Source organism: Streptomyces sp. NPDC091287 (assembly GCF_044768525.1).
In the GTDB taxonomy this organism is placed as follows: domain Bacteria; phylum Actinomycetota; class Actinomycetes; order Streptomycetales; family Streptomycetaceae; genus Streptomyces.
Map to the genome: position 1 here is coordinate 225,268 of NZ_JBIVUV010000004.1, position 16,824 is coordinate 242,091.

At 72.4% G+C, this 16,824-nt stretch carries 17 protein-coding genes; 9 read left to right on the plus strand and 8 right to left on the minus strand.

All coding sequences use genetic code 11. From position 1 onward, the window contains the following. The first annotated feature begins 79 nt into the window (after positions 1-79). The gene (locus tag ACIQRW_RS07675) at positions 80-2,053 is read left to right on the plus strand and encodes an ABC transporter permease (protein WP_403755880.1); all 1,974 of its coding nucleotides are present in this window, start codon (positions 80-82) and stop codon (positions 2,051-2,053) included. 126 nt (positions 2,054-2,179) lie between these two features. Beyond that, complete coding sequence (locus ACIQRW_RS07680) at positions 2,180-2,545, plus strand: PH domain-containing protein (protein ID WP_007447979.1); 366 nt, start codon at positions 2,180-2,182, stop codon at positions 2,543-2,545. 15 nt (positions 2,546-2,560) lie between these two features. Here the strand turns inward: ACIQRW_RS07680 and ACIQRW_RS07685 are convergent, their stop codons facing one another. Next, a complete protein-coding gene (locus ACIQRW_RS07685; RefSeq protein WP_403755883.1) occupies positions 2,561-3,331 on the minus strand; it encodes a peptidoglycan recognition protein in 771 nt (256 codons plus the stop codon). 170 nt (positions 3,332-3,501) lie between these two features. Between ACIQRW_RS07685 and ACIQRW_RS07690 the strand changes: the two genes are divergently transcribed. Together ACIQRW_RS07690 and ACIQRW_RS07695 are read left to right on the plus strand one after the other, a co-directional pair. Next, on the plus strand, positions 3,502-5,004 hold the full coding sequence (locus ACIQRW_RS07690) for an APC family permease (RefSeq protein WP_403755886.1): 1,503 nt from the start codon (positions 3,502-3,504) through the stop codon (positions 5,002-5,004). 1 nt (position 5,005) lies between these two features. Next, a complete protein-coding gene (locus ACIQRW_RS07695; RefSeq protein ID WP_403755889.1) occupies positions 5,006-5,434 on the plus strand; it encodes a universal stress protein in 429 nt (142 codons plus the stop codon). A gap of 115 nt (positions 5,435-5,549) precedes the next feature. Here ACIQRW_RS07695 and ACIQRW_RS07700 read toward each other — a convergent pair whose 3' ends face one another. Both ACIQRW_RS07700 and ACIQRW_RS07705 read right to left on the minus strand, forming a co-directional pair. Beyond that, entirely contained in the window at positions 5,550-6,776 is a 1,227-nt protein-coding gene (locus tag ACIQRW_RS07700) for a cation:proton antiporter (RefSeq protein WP_403755891.1), read from the minus strand. 61 nt (positions 6,777-6,837) lie between these two features. Further along, a complete protein-coding gene (locus tag ACIQRW_RS07705) occupies positions 6,838-8,358 on the minus strand; it encodes an alpha/beta hydrolase (RefSeq protein ID WP_403755893.1) in 1,521 nt (506 codons plus the stop codon). A 251-nt stretch (positions 8,359-8,609) separates the two neighbouring features. Between ACIQRW_RS07705 and ACIQRW_RS07710 the strand changes: the two genes are divergently transcribed. Further along, positions 8,610-9,695, plus strand: a complete 1,086-nt coding sequence (locus ACIQRW_RS07710; RefSeq protein ID WP_403755895.1) for an acyltransferase family protein — start codon at positions 8,610-8,612, stop codon at positions 9,693-9,695. A 31-nt stretch (positions 9,696-9,726) separates the two neighbouring features. Here the strand turns inward: ACIQRW_RS07710 and ACIQRW_RS07715 are convergent, their stop codons facing one another. The 5 genes from ACIQRW_RS07715 to ACIQRW_RS07735 all read right to left on the minus strand — a co-directional run bounded on the left by ACIQRW_RS07715 (position 9,727) and on the right by ACIQRW_RS07735 (position 13,217). Then, a complete protein-coding gene (locus tag ACIQRW_RS07715) occupies positions 9,727-9,939 on the minus strand; it encodes a hypothetical protein (RefSeq protein ID WP_403755898.1) in 213 nt (70 codons plus the stop codon). A gap of 51 nt (positions 9,940-9,990) precedes the next feature. Continuing rightward, entirely contained in the window at positions 9,991-10,353 is a 363-nt protein-coding gene (locus ACIQRW_RS07720; RefSeq protein ID WP_056702005.1) for an SCO5918 family protein, read from the minus strand. A gap of 149 nt (positions 10,354-10,502) precedes the next feature. After that, on the minus strand, positions 10,503-12,080 hold the full coding sequence (locus ACIQRW_RS07725; protein ID WP_403755901.1) for a DEAD/DEAH box helicase: 1,578 nt from the start codon (positions 12,078-12,080) through the stop codon (positions 10,503-10,505). A gap of 245 nt (positions 12,081-12,325) precedes the next feature. Continuing rightward, on the minus strand, positions 12,326-12,529 hold the full coding sequence (locus tag ACIQRW_RS07730) for a cold-shock protein (RefSeq protein WP_015609674.1): 204 nt from the start codon (positions 12,527-12,529) through the stop codon (positions 12,326-12,328). A gap of 340 nt (positions 12,530-12,869) precedes the next feature. After that, positions 12,870-13,217: a MerR family transcriptional regulator gene (locus ACIQRW_RS07735; RefSeq protein WP_403755904.1), complete on the minus strand. Its 348-nt coding sequence runs from the start codon at positions 13,215-13,217 to the stop codon at positions 12,870-12,872. Between the two features lie 393 nt (positions 13,218-13,610). On the opposite strand from ACIQRW_RS07735, the gene ACIQRW_RS07740 reads away from it, so the two are divergent. The 4 genes from ACIQRW_RS07740 to ACIQRW_RS07755 all read left to right on the plus strand — a co-directional run bounded on the left by ACIQRW_RS07740 (position 13,611) and on the right by ACIQRW_RS07755 (position 16,732). Next, complete coding sequence (locus ACIQRW_RS07740; protein ID WP_403755907.1) at positions 13,611-14,186, plus strand: hypothetical protein; 576 nt, start codon at positions 13,611-13,613, stop codon at positions 14,184-14,186. A 10-nt stretch (positions 14,187-14,196) separates the two neighbouring features. Then, the gene (locus tag ACIQRW_RS07745; RefSeq protein WP_403755910.1) at positions 14,197-14,784 is read left to right on the plus strand and encodes a toxin; all 588 of its coding nucleotides are present in this window, start codon (positions 14,197-14,199) and stop codon (positions 14,782-14,784) included. A 65-nt stretch (positions 14,785-14,849) separates the two neighbouring features. Then, positions 14,850-16,121 (plus strand): MAB_1171c family putative transporter, encoded by a 1,272-nt coding sequence (locus tag ACIQRW_RS07750; protein ID WP_403755912.1) that lies wholly within the window; start codon positions 14,850-14,852, stop codon positions 16,119-16,121. Next, positions 16,118-16,732: a hypothetical protein gene (locus ACIQRW_RS07755; RefSeq protein ID WP_403755914.1), complete on the plus strand. Its 615-nt coding sequence runs from the start codon at positions 16,118-16,120 to the stop codon at positions 16,730-16,732. Before ACIQRW_RS07750 ends, ACIQRW_RS07755 begins: the two co-directional genes overlap by 4 nt. Positions 16,733-16,824: the final 92 nt, after the last annotated feature.

Genomic DNA, 16,824 nt, shown 5'->3' on the forward strand with positions numbered 1-16,824 from the left:
AGGCCCGTACCGGCAGGCCCGTACCGCATGATCCAACGGGCTTGCCGGGAACCGCACTTCGAGCCCCACGAGGTCACCGATGAAACGTCCAGCGCGCCGCCGTACGCCCGGGGCCCGCGCACCCCTGCTGCTGACGGTGCCCGCCCTGCTGGCCGTGGCGTTCCTGATGCTGCCGCTCATCGGCATCCTGGCCCGCACCTCCTGGGGCGAGCTCGGCGCCCACCTCACCGCCGAGGCCACCACCGAGGCGCTGCGGCTCTCGCTGCTGGTCTCCCTGTGGGCGCTCGGGCTCTCCCTGCTGCTCGGGGTGCCGCTGGCCTGGCTGCTGGCCCGGGTGCCGTTCCCCGGCAAGGCGTTCGTCCGCTCGCTGGTCCTGCTGCCGATGGTCCTGCCGCCCACGGTCGGCGGCGTCGCCCTCCTGCTGGCGTTCGGGCGGCGCGGGCTGCTCGGCCCCTGGCTGGAGGACACCTTCGGCGTCACCCTCCCCTTCCACACCTCGGGGGCCGTGCTCGCGGCGACGTTCGTCGCGATGCCGTTCCTGGTCATCTCGCTGGAGGGCGCGCTCGGCGGGCTGCGCCCCCGGTACGAGGAGACCGCGGCCTCGCTGGGGGCCTCGCCGGTCCGGGTGTTCCTCACCGTGACGCTGCCGATGGTCGCCCCCGGGCTGATCGCCGGAGCCGCCCTGACCTGGGCGCGGGCGCTCGGCGAGTTCGGCGCGACCATCACCTTCGCCGGGAACCTCCCCGGCACCACCCAGACCCTGCCGCTCCAGGTCTATCTGCTGCTCCAGGACTCGCCGGAGGCCGCCACCTCGGTGTCCCTGCTGCTCCTGGCCATCGCGATGGTCGTCCTGATCGCGCTCCGGGGCCGCTGGACCGGCACCCCGGGCGACCACCGGGACCCCGCCCGCCGGTCCGTTCCCGACCGCTCGGACGGTACGGACGGGGCGACCGGCGCGTACGGGACGGGCGGTACGGAGGAGTCCCCCCGTACGACGAAGACGCCCGCGCCGTCCGAACCCTGGCCGCTGCACGCCGACGTCACCGGCTTCACGCACCTCACGCTGGACGCCCCGGGCTCCACCACCATCGCGGTGGTCGGCCCCAACGGCGCGGGCAAGACGACTCTCCTGCGAGCCCTCCTCGGCCTCACGCCCCGCGCGTACGCCACCCTGCGCCTCGGCGACAGCGACGTCACCGCACTCCCCCCGCACCGCCGGGGCGTCGCCTGGGTGCCCCAGGACGGGGCGCTCTTCCCGCACCTGAGCGCCCTGGCCAACACGGCGTACGGGCTCCGCGCCCACGGCGTGCCCCGCGCCGCGGCCCGGCGCGAGGCCCAGGGCTGGCTGGACCGTCTTGGGGTGGGCCACCTCGCCCACCGGAAGCCCGGCCAGCTCTCCGGCGGCCAGGCCCAGCGGGTCGCCCTGGCCCGCGCGCTGGCGGCCCGCCCCCGCCTCCTGCTGCTGGACGAACCGCTCGCCGCCCTCGACCAGACCACCCGGGCCCGGGTGCGGCACACCCTGCGCGGGCACCTCGCGGACTTCGGCGGGGTCTGCCTGATCGTCACCCACGACCCGGTCGAGGCGGTCTCGCTGGCCGACCGGGTCCTGGTGCTGGAGGACGGCCGGGTCCTCCAGGACGAGCCGCCCGCCGAGGTCACCCGGCACCCGCGCTCGCCGTGGGTGGCCCGGATGCTGGGCCGCAACGCCTGGCCCGGCACCGCCACGGCCGACGGCCTGGCCCTGGCGGGCGGCGGACACCTCGTGGTCGCCGAACCCCTCCCGGCGGGCACGGACGCCCTCGCGGTCATCGCGCCGGAAGCCGTCTCCGTACACCGGGAGAGGCCCACCGGCTCCCCCCGCAACGTCTGGCCCGGCACCGTCCGTGAGATCACCTCGGGCGGCAGCCGGCTGCGGCTGCTGATCACCTCCGCCGAGGCCCCGGACCTGGTCGCGGAGATCACCCCGGGGGCCGCCGCCGACCTGGGCATCGCCGACGGGAGCACCGTCTGGAGCAGCGTGAAGGCCACCGAGGTGACGGTCGTCCCGCTGTAGGCGGGAGGTGTCGGCCGGCCCGGTCCGGGAACCAGAACCCCACCGCACACGTACTCCAGTACGACGCGACGGAGAACCACGCGACAGAGAAACACGCGACGGAGAACACGGAGAAACGGGGACCCCATGGCACTGTTCGGCAACGCCCACACGATCAACCCGGCCACCGCCCAGCAGGACTACGCGCGGCTGCTCGGGCAGGGCGAGCAGGTGCACGCCGCCTTCCTGCTGATCCGCGACACGATCCTGTTCACGGACCGGCGGCTGATCCTCGTCGACAAGCAGGGCATCACCGGCAAGAAGACGGAGTACCACTCCGTCCCGTACCGCAGCATCACGCACTTCTCCGTGGAGACGGCCGGGACGTTCGACCTCGACGCGGAGCTGAAGATCTGGATCTCGGGCAGCGCGACCCCGCTCCAGAAGACGTTCACGAAGGGCGTCGACATCTACGAGGTGCAGGCCATACTGACCCAGTTCGTCGCCCGGTAGCCGAGCCGTCCGGGCTCAGACGTACGGGCGCAGCCGGGCCGACGCCGAGTGCCCGGGGGCGGCGGCGCGCAGCTTCGCGGCGCGCTCCCGCAGCTCGGGCAGCAGCCCGTGGAGCGCGTCGCCGGGGCAGCGGGTCTCGAAGCTGTCGCGGTGCCCGGAGATGACGTGCAGCCGGGCCACCTGGCCCTCGTCGAAGCGGCTCTCGTCGTTCGTCGAGACCAGGTCGACCATGCCCAGCGGATCCGCCCCGGGCCGCAGTTTCCAGGCGGCCAGCTCCACCAGCGCGTCCATCATCGGCTTCGGGACCTCGGCCCCCGCGCCGAAGTTCCCGATCGCCGCGATGCCGACCGTGTCGGTGTTGAACCCCTTGGTGTGCGCCCCGAGCACCGAGCGGCCGACGCCGCCGGCGCGGCCCTCGTAGATGGTGCCGCAGCGGTCGACGAGGAAGTTGTAGCCGATGTCGTCCCAGCCGTCCTGCCGGATGTGGTCGCTCTGGACGGCCCGGATCAGGCCGGGGGCGTCCGCGCAGTCGTAGTCGTTGGGGTTGCCGGTGTGGTGGACGAACACCGCCCGCGCCGCGCCCGTGTAGTGCGGCCCCTCCCGGACCAGCTCCTCGTCCGCGTGCCATTCCCGGCGGCTGACGACGGCCGGCTGCGGCAGCCCGCGCGGCGGGCGGGGTCCGGAGGCCAGCTCCGGCCCCAACGCGCGGAACGCCGGGCCGTCCCCGAACACCAGGAGGGCCAGGGGCAGGAGCAGAGCGCCCAGGACGAGTCGGCGGGACCACATGCACTCCACCCTGCGGCCCGGCCTCCGGCTTCGCAGAGGAGCGGGCCGTTCGGGTGACAGGTCACCGGTAGGGGCGTTTCGCCCGGAATGCGAGTATCGCCGGTTCTTCCTACGCTGAGATCCGGATCATCGCCCGCTCCCGGCGGGGGAGCCCGGCGGAGCGAGGAACCATGGCCCACGACCGTGTGCGGGACGAACCGGCGGTCGGCCTCAAGCGAGACGCGATCGGGTTCGTCGACGCCCTTGTCATCGGTCTCAACGCGACCTCTCCGGCGTACTCGCTGGCCGCCGTGATCGGTCCGATCGTCGCCCTGGTGGGGATCTACGCCCCGGGCGTCATGTTCGCCTCGTTCGTGCCGATGCTGCTGATCGCCTCGGCGTTCTACTACCTGAACAAGGTCGACCAGGACTGCGGCACGACGTTCTCCTGGGTGACCCGGGCGATGGGCCCCTGGGCGGGCTGGCTGGGCGGCTGGGCGATCACCATGACCGGTGTCCTGGTGGTGGGCTCGCTGGCCGACGTGGCGGTGAGCTTCGCGCTGCTGGCGGTGGGCCTGGACGGCTGGGTCGACAACGACTTCGTACGCCAGTCGCTCACCGTGCTGCTGATCGTCGTGATGACCGGGCTCTGCGTCATCGGCACCGAGCTGTCGGCGAAGGTGCAGAACGTGCTGATCCTCCTCCAGATCGCGTTCCTGCTGGTCTTCGTCGTGGTGGCGCTCTACCGGGTGTACGCGGGCACGACCGGCTTCGACTCGATCGAACCCTCCCTCGGCTGGCTGAACCCGTTCGGCGCGGGCGGGGCGGCGCTGACCGGCGGGCTGCTGCTCGGGGTGTTCATCTACTGGGGCTGGGAGTCCGCGGTCAACCTCACCGAGGAGACCGAGGACTCGGCGAGCGCCCCGGGCAGGGCGGGCCTCTGGTCCACCGTCGTCCTCCTCGTGACCTATCTGGCGGTCGCCATCGCGGTCGTCGCCTTCGCCGGCACGGCGTTCCTGGCGGAGAACGCGGGCGAGGAGGAGTTCGTCTTCGCCCAGCTCGCCGGGGACGTCCTGGGCGGCTGGGACTGGATCCTGCTGCTGGCGGTGGCCACCTCCGCGATCGCCTCGACCCAGACCACGATCATCCCGGCGTCCCGGACCGCCCTGTCCATGGCCCGCCGCCAGGCGCTGCCGCGGCACTTCGGGCACATCAGCCCCCGGTTCCGCACCCCGGACGTCAGTACGTGGTGGGTCGCCGGGATCGCCATCGCCTGGTACGTGGTGGTCAACCAGATCTCCACCAACGCCCTCTTCGACTCGCTCACCGCGCTGTCGCTGCTGATCGCCTTCTACTACGCGCTCACCGGAGTGGCCTGCGCCGTCTACTACCGGCGCCACCTCACCGAGAGCGTGCGCAACTTCCTGCTCATCGGCCTCGGCCCGGTGGCCGGGGCCGCGCTGCTGACCTGGCTGCTGGTGCGCTCGGTCATCGACATGTCCGACCCGGCCAACTCCTACAGCGGCACCTCCTGGTTCGGCCTCGGCCCGCCGCTCGTCATCGGCATCGTGATCTCCCTGGCCGGCGTGGTCCTGATGGTGGTGTGGCGGCTGCGGGACGCGGTGTTCTGGCAGGAGCGGCCGGGGGTCGCGGACCCGGACCTGGTGCACGCCCCCGCCCGGAAGGAACGCTGAGATGTCGGTCGTCCTCGGTTACGACGAGTCCCCCGGCGCGGCCCGTGCCCTGCGCATCGCCATCGAGGTGGCGGCGGCGTACGGGGAGGAGCTGGTGCTCGTCTACGGGGCCGCCGCCCCCGGGCTGCGCGACGGGGCGGAGTACCGCAGCCACTACGAAGCGATCCGGCAGGCAGGCCGCACCGGCCTGGAGCACGCGCTCACCGCCGCCGAGGAGGCTGGCGTACCCGCGAGCGTGGAGGTCCTGGACGAGAGCCCCGCACAGGCCCTCCTGGAGGCCGCGGAACGGCACGGGGCCCGGGTCATCGTGGTCGGCACCTGGGGCGAGAGCCCGATGCGCGGGGCCCTGCTCGGCTCGACCCCGCACAAGCTGCTGCACATGTCCCCGATCCCGGTCCTGTGCGTACCGACGGAGGACGGCACGCTCTAGGTCGTGTCCGCAAAGTCTCGTCTGGCCCACCCAGAGGGCGGACGACGATACTTTGCGGACACTCCCTAGTACCGGCCCCGGGAGGCACGGGGCGTCACCACGGAGGCGCGGGACCTCACCAGGCCTCACCGGTCTCCGCCGTGCGGCCCGGCACGGCCCTGCCCCCGTCGCCCTCCTCCCGGCGCAACAGCCGGAACGCCAGCAGCGGGAACACGAGCACCGACACCATCGCGGCGGCGACCAGGGCGGCGGCCTCACCCGCCCCGATCACCTTCTCGTCCAGGCCGATCGCGGTGATCGCGACCACCAGCGGCAGACAGGTGGACGCGAACAGCCCGAGCGCGGACCGCGCGGCACGCCCCGTCAGGTCGCGCGGGGCCAGCAGATACGCCGGCACCCCGCGCACCAGCAGGAACAGCAGCAGGAAGACCGGCAGGAGCAACAGCGGGCGCCCGCCGTCCAGGAGCGCCGCGAGGTCGAAGTCGATGCCCGTGACGATGTAGAAGAACGGCACGAGGAAACCGAAACCGATCGCCTCGATCCGCTCCAGGATCTCCCCGCTGCGCTCGGGCACCGCCCCCTGGAGGACGAGCCGGGTCAGCATCCCGGCGGCGAACGCGCCGAGCAGGGTGTCCAGGCCGAAGACGTGGGCGAGGCCCAGCATCCCGGCGAGCAGCAGCATCACGAAGCGGACCGCGAACTGGCCGCTGGAGTGCAGGGTCACGGCGACGATGCGGGCGAACCACGGCGGCCGGGGCCGCATCGCCCAGAACACCGCGCCCGCCGTGACGACCGCGAACACGGCCAGCACCGCGCCCGCCACCCCCGGGCTCCGGCCGCTGAACAGCAGGGCCATCGCGATGATCGGACCGAACTCCCCGACCGACCCGAACGCCATCACCACCGACCCGAACCGTCCCTCCAGCCGCCCCGAGTCCCGCAGGATCGGCAGCACCGCGCCCAGCGCCGTGCTGGTGAGCGCGGTGCCGATGACCAGGCTCTTCGCCAGGTCCGCCCCGCTGAGCAGCAGCGCGACGCCGAGCCCGGCGGCGAACGAGAGGACCCACGCCCCGCCGGCCCGGCGCAGGGTGGAGCCGCGGACCTCGGCGAACCGGATCTCGTAGCCCGCCAGGAAGATCAGCATCGAGAGCCCGAGGTCGGACAGGGTGTCGATGACCTGGTCGTGGTGGGCCCAGCCGAGCACATCGGGGCCGGCCAGGATCCCGAGGACGATCTCGAAGATGACGACGGGGACCGGCAGCCACCGCCCGGTCGCGTAACCGAGCAGCGGGGCGAGCACCGCCAGGGCCATGATCAGGACGAGGGTCCCGGGGTACTCCATCGCTCGTGTATAGCAAGGAACACCCCGGAATCGGCCGTTATGACACCCTGTCGGACGCTGCTCAGTTCGGGCAGTGGGCATCCCGGGCGGGCCGCTTCCCGGTCACCAGGAAGTCGCTGACCACCCGGTCGCCGCAGGCGTTGCCGTTGCCCAGGTACATCCCGTGCCCGCCCTGTCCGACGGTGACCATCCTGGCCCGCTCGCCGAGCGCCGCCCGCATCTTCAGGGCCCCGGCCAGCGGGGTGGCCGGGTCGCGCAGGCTCTGGATCATCAGGACGTTCGAGGGGCCCTTGTCGGTGATGCGGGTGGGCCGCGGCTCCTCGTCGTACTTCCAGAAGGCGCACGGGGTGATGTTCACCGGCATCCCGGCCGTCAGCGGATACCGCGCCCGGTCGGCGGCGACCCGGCCGGCGTACCCGGAGGCCGGACCGGGCCAGCGCACGTCGTTGCAGACCACCGCCATCGTCAGCGCCGCGTCCTCGTCCGGCAGCGCGCCCGCGAGCTCCGGGGGGAGCGCCGGACGGGCCTCCGGGTCCTGCGCCGACCGGATCAGCCGGGCCAGCGGGGCGAACGCGGAGTCGCTGTACAGGGCGAGCTGGAGCGCCTGCCGCAGCCGGATCCCGGTCAGCGGGACGCCGGGCACGTCCGACTCCTTCGGGGCACGGTCCAGCTCCCGGGCCAGCGCGAGGAACACCGGCTCCACACCCTCGGCGTGCCGGGCCAGCCGGAGCCCTTCGGCGTCCCGGGCGGGGTCCGCCGCCCACGCCGCGAAGTCGGGGAAGCGGTCCGCGGCGCCCGGCGCCATGTTGGACAGCCAGCCGTACGCCACCCGCGCCGGGTCCGGGTCGCCGGTGCTGTCCAGGACCAGCCGGTCGACGCGGCGCGGGTGCTCCTGCGCGTACACGGCCCCGACGTAACTCCCGTACGAGGAGCCCCAGACGGACACCTTCCGCTCGCCCAGGGCGGCACGGAGCCGGTCGATGTCGCGGACCTCGTTCCGCGTGGTGAAGGAGCGCAGCTCCGGGCCGCCGTCGCGGGCGCAGGACGCGGCGGTGCGGCGGGCGCGTTCGACGTTCTCCGTGATCGAGCCGTCCGCCGCGGGCCAGGAGCGCAGCGTCACCAGCTGCCGGTCCGCCTCCGGGATCCCGCAGCTCGCCCTGGTGGACCGGCCGACCCCGCGCGGGTCCAGGCTGACCAGGTCGTACGCCCCCTCGGTCGCCGCCCGCAGCGCCTCGCCCTTCTGCGCGAGGCGCTGCACCCCCGAGGAGCCGGGGCCGCCGGGGATCACCACCAGCGCCCCGCGCCGGGCCTCGGGTCGGTCGGTGCGCAGCCGGGTGACCGCCACGTCGACGGTGCGCCCGCCGGGAACGCGGTAGTCCAGGGGGACGCGGAGGGTCGCGCACTGCTGCCCGTCGGGGACGGGCGTCCCCGGGATCGGGTCGCAGGCCCCCCAGCTGAGCGGGGGCGCGGCGGGGCCCACCGGGCGGCTGTGCGCCACGGGCGCGCCGACAGCGGTCAGCGTGCCGGCCGCGGCGGCGGCGGAGACGGTGAGGAGTAAGGCCTTTCGGGTCCACGTAGTCATGGACACAGCCTTGTCGAGCCGGGACGCGGTGCCCATACGGGAGCCCGGTGGACCGAGGTGGGGACACCCCCAGGACCACCCCCAGGGTCACCCCCAGGACAGCCTTCCGGTTCAGCCCCGAGCAGCACCCCGGACCGGATCCTGCCGCACCCGGCCGCCGAGGGCAGCGCGGAGCCGCCCGAGCGGGCCGACCGGAAGTGATGCACGCCACAGGGGTCGGAGGGAACGCCTCCGCGTTCTAGGGTGTCAGGATGCCTTCCCCCCTCACCTCCGAGCAGCCGCGCCCCACCGCCGCTGCCGGCGCCCCGGCGACCGGAACGCCACCGCCCGACGGCCGTGACCACTTCTTCGACAACGCGAAGTACCTGGCGATCGTCCTGGTGGCGATCGGACACGCGTGGGAGCCCCTGCCCCCCGGCCGCCTCGTGGAAGCGGCGTACACCTTCGTCTACACGTTCCACATGCCGGTGTTCATCCTGATAGCGGGCTTTTTCTCTCGGAACTTCGAACTGCGGCCGGACCGGGTGTGGAAACTGGTCACCAGCCTGCTGGTGCCCTACGTCCTGCTCGAAATCCTCTACACGCTCTTCCACCGGGCGACCCGCGACCCGGACTTCGCCCTCTCGCTGCTGGAGCCCTACTGGCTGCTGTGGTTCCTGCCCGCCCTGTTCCTCTGGCGGCTGTCCACCCCGCTCTGGCAGACCGTGCGCTTCCCCGTGCTGGTCTCCCTCGCCATCGCCGCCCTGGCGACGGTGTCACCGGCCGCCGACGGAAGCCTCCAGATCCAGCGCATCCTGCAGTTCCTGCCGTTCTACGTACTCGGCCTGCGGCTGCGCCCGGAGCACTTCACGGCTCTCCGCTCCACCTGGGTGCGGGTCGCCTCGGTGCCGGTGTTCGTGGCCGGGATGCTGCTGGCGTACTGGCTGGTGCCCCGGACCTCGACCTCGTGGTTCTTCCGGAAGAACAGCACCGAGGAGCTCAGCGTCTCCGAGTGGACGGGCCCGGCCGCCACGCTCCTGCTGTTCGCGGCCGCGATCGTGCTGGGCGCGTGCTTCCTCGCCTGGGTGCCCAAGGGCCGCAGCTGGATGACCACGCTCGGCACCTGCACGCTGTACGGGTATCTGCTCCACGGCTTCGTCGTCCGGGGCCTGCGGTACGGCGGCTTCTACGACGACCCGTTCTTCGACACCACGATGGGCACGGTCGCCGTCACCCTGGGCGCGGTCGTCATCATGACCCTGCTCTGCAGGCCCCCGGTCCGGTGGCTGCTGCGTCCGCTGCTGGAGCCGCGCATGACGTGGGCCCGGCAGAAACCACCGGCCGCGCGCGCGTCCTGAGACGCCGAACGGCCGGGAGCCGGGGAGAGGTTCAGTCCACGATGATGTTGTGTCCGAGGACCGCGACGTGCTCCAGCACGTCCTCCAGCGGATCGTCGATCTGGCCCGTCGAGATCAGGGCCACCTGCGGGCCGTTGTGAGCGTCGGTGTGCGTCTCGTCGGCGTGCGCGGCGGTGGCGGGCAGCATGAACGCCACCAAAGCCACGCCTAACGCGGTCAGCTTCCTCATCATGGCGGCGATCATCGCACGCCCCGCGACGCCCGAAGTCGGCGTCGCGGGGCGGGGAAGCAGGTCTCAGACCCCGTCGGCCCGGGGTGCGGACACCGCTCCGGGAGCCTCGCTCCGCGCCTCCGCCGGAGTCCCCAGGAGCGCGGAGGCCGTCTCCAGCGGGGTCCGGGCGGGGGCCGGCGCGGGCACGGCCGACTCGGCGGTACGGCAGGTGAAGCCGAGCTTGGACAGCGCCCGGACCACCTCGGCGGAGCTGAAGTCCCGGCGGTCCTGCCGGGTGATGACCTCACCCACCTGCTTGACGGGGTAGACCCGGCGGCTGATGACCACCGCGTCGCCGGTGACGGGTTCGGGCTTGATGCCCTTCATCGAGTCCTCCACCTCGTTCTTGAACAGATCGAAGGGGAAGCGGGCGATGACACAGCGCATGGTTCCTCAACAGGGGTCGAGTGCACGGGGGACGTGTCGAGTGCACGGAGGGGACGTAAGGGAGCCCGGGCGAGGGGCCCGGAGCACGCGCCGGCGGGGGGATCGCCGGGCGTACGGGGCGGCCGGCGGCGGACCGCCGGCCGCACGGATCACGCGGCGCGGTTGTTCCGGCGCTGCGTCGCGGCCGCACGGGCCTCGGGCGTCGGCACGCCGGGACGACGGCCCCGGGCCGGGGCCCCGCTGCCGCCGCGCTTGGTGCCGCGGCCCATGAACGCGCCGCCGCGGCTGCTGCCGCGCTCCTTGGCCGGGGCGGAGATGACGACCGGGACGCCGGAGGGCGTCTGCGCACCGGTGATCCGGCTCAGCTCGGCCTCGCCGGAGCGGACCTGGGCGATCTGCGGGGTGATCCCGGCGTCCGCCATCAGCCGGGTCATCTCGCGGCGCTGGTTCGGCAGCACCAGCGTGACGACACTGCCGGACTCCCCGGCGCGGGCGGTACGGCCGCCGCGGTGCAGGTAGTCCTTGTGGTCGCTCGGCGGGTCCACGTTGACGACCAGGTCGAGGTTGTCGACGTGGATGCCGCGCGCCGCGACGTTGGTGGCGACCAGCACCGTGACGTGCCCGGTCTTGAAGCGCTCCAGGGTGCGGGTGCGCTGCGGCTGGGACTTGCCCCCGTGCAGTGCGGCCGCCCGGACCCCGCTGTGCAGGAGGTGGTCGGTGAGCTTGTCCACCGCGTGCTTGGTGTCCAGGAACATGATCACGCGGCCGTCGCGGGCCGCGATCTCGGTCGTGGTCGCGTACTTGTCCGTGCCCTGGACGTACAGGACGTGGTGCTCCATCGTCGTGACGGCGCCGGCCGCCGGGTCGACGGAGTGCACGACCGGGTCCTTCAGGTACGTCCGCACCAGCAGGTCGACGTTGCGATCCAGGGTGGCCGAGAAGAGCATCCGCTGCCCGTCCGGGTTCACCTGGTCGAGCAGCTCGGTGACCTGCGGCATGAAGCCCATGTCGGCCATCTGGTCGGCCTCGTCGAGGACGGTGATGGTGACCCGGTCCAGCCGGCAGTCGCCGCGCTCGATCAGGTCCTTGAGGCGGCCCGGCGTCGCGACGACGACCTCGGAGCCACCGCGCAGCGCGCTGGCCTGGCGGCCGATGGACATGCCGCCGACCACGGTGGCGATGCGCAGCTTCAGCGACCGGGCGTACGGGGTGAGCGCGTCGGTGACCTGCTGGGCCAGCTCCCGGGTGGGGACGAGGACCAGGGCGAGCGGGCGCTTGGCGTCGGCGCGGCGGCCGGCGGTGCGGGCCAGCAGCGCGAGGCCGAAGGCGAGCGTCTTGCCCGAGCCGGTGCGGCCGCGGCCCAGGACGTCCCGGCCGGCCAGCGAGTTCGGCAGGGTGGCCGCCTGGATCGGGAAGGGCACGGTCATGCCCTCGGCGACCAGCGCCGCCTTCAGCGGTGCGGGCATCTCCAGCTCGCCGAAGGTCTCCACGGCGGGGAGGGCCGGGGTGACGGTCACCGGCAGGGCGAACTCGCCCTTGAGGCCGGAGGCGGAGCGGCGGCCGTAGCCACCGGACCGGCCGGAGCCACCGGAACCGCCGGAGCGCTTGGGTCCGCCGCCGAAGCCCGCGGCGCGGCGCTCGCCGCCGCCACCGGAGTAACGGGGGGCACCGCCGGAGCGGGTGCGGGAAAATCGGTCGTTCGAGCGGGGCGTGCGTTCGCGGTTCATCTAGAACCTTTCCTCGATGGGGCACGTATCGAGGGATTCTTTTTCGGGAAGCGACCGTGAACGGCACCCAGAATCGCAAGAACGAGCCGATGAAATGACAAAAGAAAACGAAGCCCGGCCGCCGGGAAACAGTGCACCGGACGCGGCTTCGTCGGGGGGCGCGCAGAGCGGGCCCCGGAAACGACAACGAGCCGGGGCCCGCACCCCAAGGTGCGGGCCCCAGCTGCGCAGTACTACCTGAGTGATCAGGCGGGGGTGATGTTCTCGGCCTGCGGGCCCTTCTGGCCCTGCGTGACGTCGAAGTTCACCTTCTGGCCCTCCTGCAGCTCACGGAAGCCGGAGGCGGCGATGTTGGAGTAGTGGGCGAAGACGTCAGCGCCGCCGCCGTCCTGCTCGATGAAGCCGAAGCCCTTTTCCGCGTTGAACCACTTCACGGTGCCAGTAGCCATGTCATATCTCCTTAGGGGCAGAGCCCGCGGGCCCACACTGTGCGGACCCCACGTCGCCGCGATGATTACCCCGTCCGGAAGAACACCGGAAATACAAAAGTGTGCCCGCCGACATCTGACCGGCAAGAACACTTGAAGTTTTTGGGAACCACAACTGCAACTGAGATCAACACTAGCACGGTGGGGCCGGGAGAGGTGGGTGCCTAATATCACCGGCCGTGTCGGAACAGACCGGGAAGAGAAAAGCCTCATCGCGCATTGCGCGAAATTCTGTGCTGACGAATGCAGATATCTCCCCGGGGTCGCTCGGCACCCCGCGCGACCTGCGGCGCGGCGCCCGTCAGCGCTCGGCGGGGCCGCCGGAGCGGGCGGACCGGCCGCGCAGCTCCTCGTTGAGGCGCAGCGCCTCCTCCAGCTGGTCCTCCAGGATGACGATGCGGCAGGCGGCCTCGATGGGCGTGCCGGCGCCGACCAGGTCGCGGGCGCGGGCGGCGATGCGCAACTGGTAGCGGGAGTAACGGCGGTGGCCACCCTCGGACCGCAGCGGGGTGATCAGCCGGGCTTCGCCGATCGCCCGGAGGAACCCCGGCGTCGCACCGATCATCTCGGCGGCTCGCCCCATCGTGTAGGCGGGGTAATCGTCGTCGTCGAGCCGGTCGGTGGCGTGCGAGGGGGGCTCCGGGGGCATCTGCACCTCTTCCGTCACGCGCGACCGGAGGAGCCGGGCGCCGTACGCCTGCGGGGTGCGCCTCTGCTGCGTACACCTGTTTCACGTGACTGCACAAGAAACCCTAATCGCCGGGCAAGGTCATGTCTATCGCGGCCGGAACAGATTCGGGCCACCGGGAAGGACACGGCGGACCCACCCCCATGGATCACTGACCGACCGGTCAGTTGTCGCCGGGAGGACCGTGGGGCCATAATGCACGCGTAGCCCTTCACGCATCCCCCGTCGTGAAGGGCTACACCCCTGTCCGGAGCCCGCTCCGGGCGCCGTGGGGCACAGGATCATTCACGGGCAAGGGACTCCCCTCGTGGTCCCCTGCCCGTGTTTTTTCGAGTTAACAGTGACGTAGAGTGTTTGCGCAAGCTCAGTTCCGACTCCGAGGTGATCGTGGAGGCCCGGATGGCCATGGACGACGGCGACGAACGCGGTCCGAAACCCGTCGAACCCCCCGGTCCGGACGAGCTTCCCCGCCTCGACTCCCTGCGGGAAAAGGTCGAGTACATGGTCGAGAAGACCTTCCCCGGCCAGAAGATCTCGGGCCGGGTCTTCGCCGAGCTGGTCCGCGACCGCGGCGGCTCGCTGTCGCACAGCTACTTCTCCAACATCCTGGCCGGCAAGGTCACCCAGCCCTCCGAGGACATCCTCAAAGCCCTCGGCCTGGGGTTCGGCGTGGACTGGCGCTTCTTCAAGCAGGAGTCCGAGGTCGTCGACGACGTCGTGGCCGGACTCCAGTTCCTGGCCAAGCGCCGCACCGGAGAGATCAGCGGCCTGGCCGGCCGCGGACTGGACGACGACGGGCTGCCGCCGGAACTGCTGCGGTTCGCCCTGTCCCTGCTGGAGGACGCGGCCCGGGAGAAGGACGGGCCGGAGGGGGAAAGCGGCGGCAACGATTCCGCCGCGAACCACCGCCCGGCGGGTCCGGCAGCGTAGCGTCTTGGTCATGTCCCTGCGGAAACTGCGGAAAGAGTGCGAGGCCGGGCTCGCCGACCTGCCCATCCCGGTTCCCTTCACGCTGGACAAGCTCGTCGCCAACATGGAGGAGGCGAGCGGGCGCACGATCCGGCTGCACGAGATGCCGGACCGCCTCGCCCGCGTCAACGCCGCCTGCGGACTGCGCCTGAAGGCGGGCGGCACCAGCCTCGTCCTCTACCGCCGCAGGCCCACCGCCTACCAGACCCAGCACGTGATCCTGCACGAGCTGTGCCACGAGTGGTTCGACCACGGGACGACGCTCGACGCGGAACAACTCCGGGCGCTCCTCCCGGTCTTCGACACCTCGCTGATCGCCCGGATGATCTCCCCGGCCGCCGCCGCGTCCTTCGCCTCCGGCGGTGGCACCGTCCAGGCCCGTGCGCAGTACGCGACCCACGACGAACGCATGGCCGAATTCGGTGCCTCGCTGATCCCCCGGATGGCGCGGGATCTCACCACCGATGACATGGTGGGGCGGCTGGACAACTCCCTGTCCCGCCCGGTGGCCCACCGACGGCGCGGCCTCTTCCCCGGAAGACGGTCAGGCGACGCCTGACACGTGCCACCGACCCACCCGCGGGCCCCCGCCCCGCGCTCCCGACCCCGAGGACGAACACCGCCGTGACCCCCCTCGATCTCGCCGGCTACCTGATAGCCGGCCTGATGACGGCCGTTGCCCTGTGGCGTATGCCCGCTGCCCTGTGGGGCGACGAGGAGGACCGCAGACGGCGGGCCCTGTGGGGCTGCTACGCCGGATTCGCCGTCGCCCTGTGGACGAAGACCGAGGTGGTGCGCATCGGCCTCAACAACAGCGCGATCACCGACCTCGCCGTCCTCATCAAGCACTACACCGCCACGGTGGCAATTCTGGCCATCCTCAGCTACATCGTGGCCATCTACGGCAGCTACCCCGAAGAGGGCGCGGTCCCCCGGCACGTACGGTTCGCGCGGCTCGTCCAGAAGCTGGCGGCCAAGGCCTCCGTCGCCACGCTGATCCTGCTGACCGTCCTCTTCTTCACCGTCGTCGACCGCTCCGAGCCGTCGGACCGCTTCGTCTCCGACCACGCCGGGGAGTGGGGCGCCACGCTCTACATGAGCGTCTTCTACCTCTACCTCGGGGCCGCGTCCGCCGTGTGCGCCTTCCAGTGGGCGCTGGCCACCCTCGACACCCGGCGGCGCCATCTGCGCATCGGGCTCGGGATGATGACGTTCGCGATGTTCATCGGCGTCGGCTACACCGTCAGCCGCACCCTGTTCCTGTGGATCAGCGTGGTGGACGAGCCGAGCGAGGCGTTCGCCCTGCGGTTCGACCAGGTCACCGAGGCCGCGCAACTGGTGCTGTTCGCCTTCTTCGCCCTCGGCGCGTCCGTCCCCGCCTTCGCGGCCGGCGCCCGCCGGGCCCGGCTGTGGCGGGCCCAGGTCCGACTGCACGCCCTCTGGTACGAGCTGATGGCCGCGTTCCCGGACCAGCCGTTCGACCCGCCCGCCTCGCTGGCCCGCGAGCTGACCCGGTTCAACGTCCCGGCCGACCTGCGGGTGGACCGCTGGGCCGCCGACATCGCGGACGCCGCCGAGAAACTGCGCCACTACGTGCCCGACGGGCTGCTCGCCGCCGCCGAAAGGGCCGCCGCCCGCGACACGGACGACCCGCGCCGGGCCGAGTCGCTCACGGACGCCTACTGGATCCGGGCCGCCCTGCTCGCGAAGGACTCCGGCGCGCCCGCCGGCGGAGCCGCGACGGTCGCCGCCCAGCACGCGGCGGACCAGGACGGCGAGGTGGCCCGGCTGGTCCGGGTCGCCGCCGCCTACCGGACGGTCGACGAGGAGCGCGCCCGCGCCGTCCTCGCGGCCGCGACGGCCGAAACCACCCGCACGACGGAGACGAGCGCATGACCGGCACCACGACCGGCGAGGGGATCCCCACCGCCTCCGCCCGCACGGCCTCCGTGGCGCGCACCGTCACCGACGTCCTCCAGCCGCGCAACGTCCTGCTGGCGGGCATGCTCGGCATCGGCCTGGCGGCGGCGGGTAACTGGACAGGACTGCTCTGGGGCTTCCTCGGGGCACTCTGCGCCGGACTGATACCGGCGGGGTACATCGAGTGGGAGCGCGGGCGCGGCACCTGGGGCGACCGCCATGTGGTGGACCGCACCAAGCGGGCGCCGATCTTCTTCGTGATCCTGGGCTCGATCGGCGCCGGCTCGGTGGTGATGGTGCTGGGCAACGCGCCCACCGGCATCCTCGTCGCGATGCTCGCGCTGTGGGTGATGACGATCGGCCTGCTGGCCGTCAACACGGTGTGGAAGATCTCGGTCGACTCGGCGGTGGCCTCGGCGGCCGTCTCCCTCCTCGCCGTCGTGCACTCCCCCTGGTGGATCGCCGCCTACGCGGTGACGACGGCGGTCTGCTGGTCCCGGGTCGCCCTCGGCTACCACACCGTCGCCCAGACCGTGGCGGGCGCGGGCCTGGGCGCGGCGACGACGGTGGCGTACGTGTTCGTCTGAGGGCGACCGGGGCGACGTGGGCCGGCGCTACCGGGTCAGAGCGCGGCGCACTGCCCGGTGCGCGGTCCGCTCACGGCGTTGGCGCGGCGCAC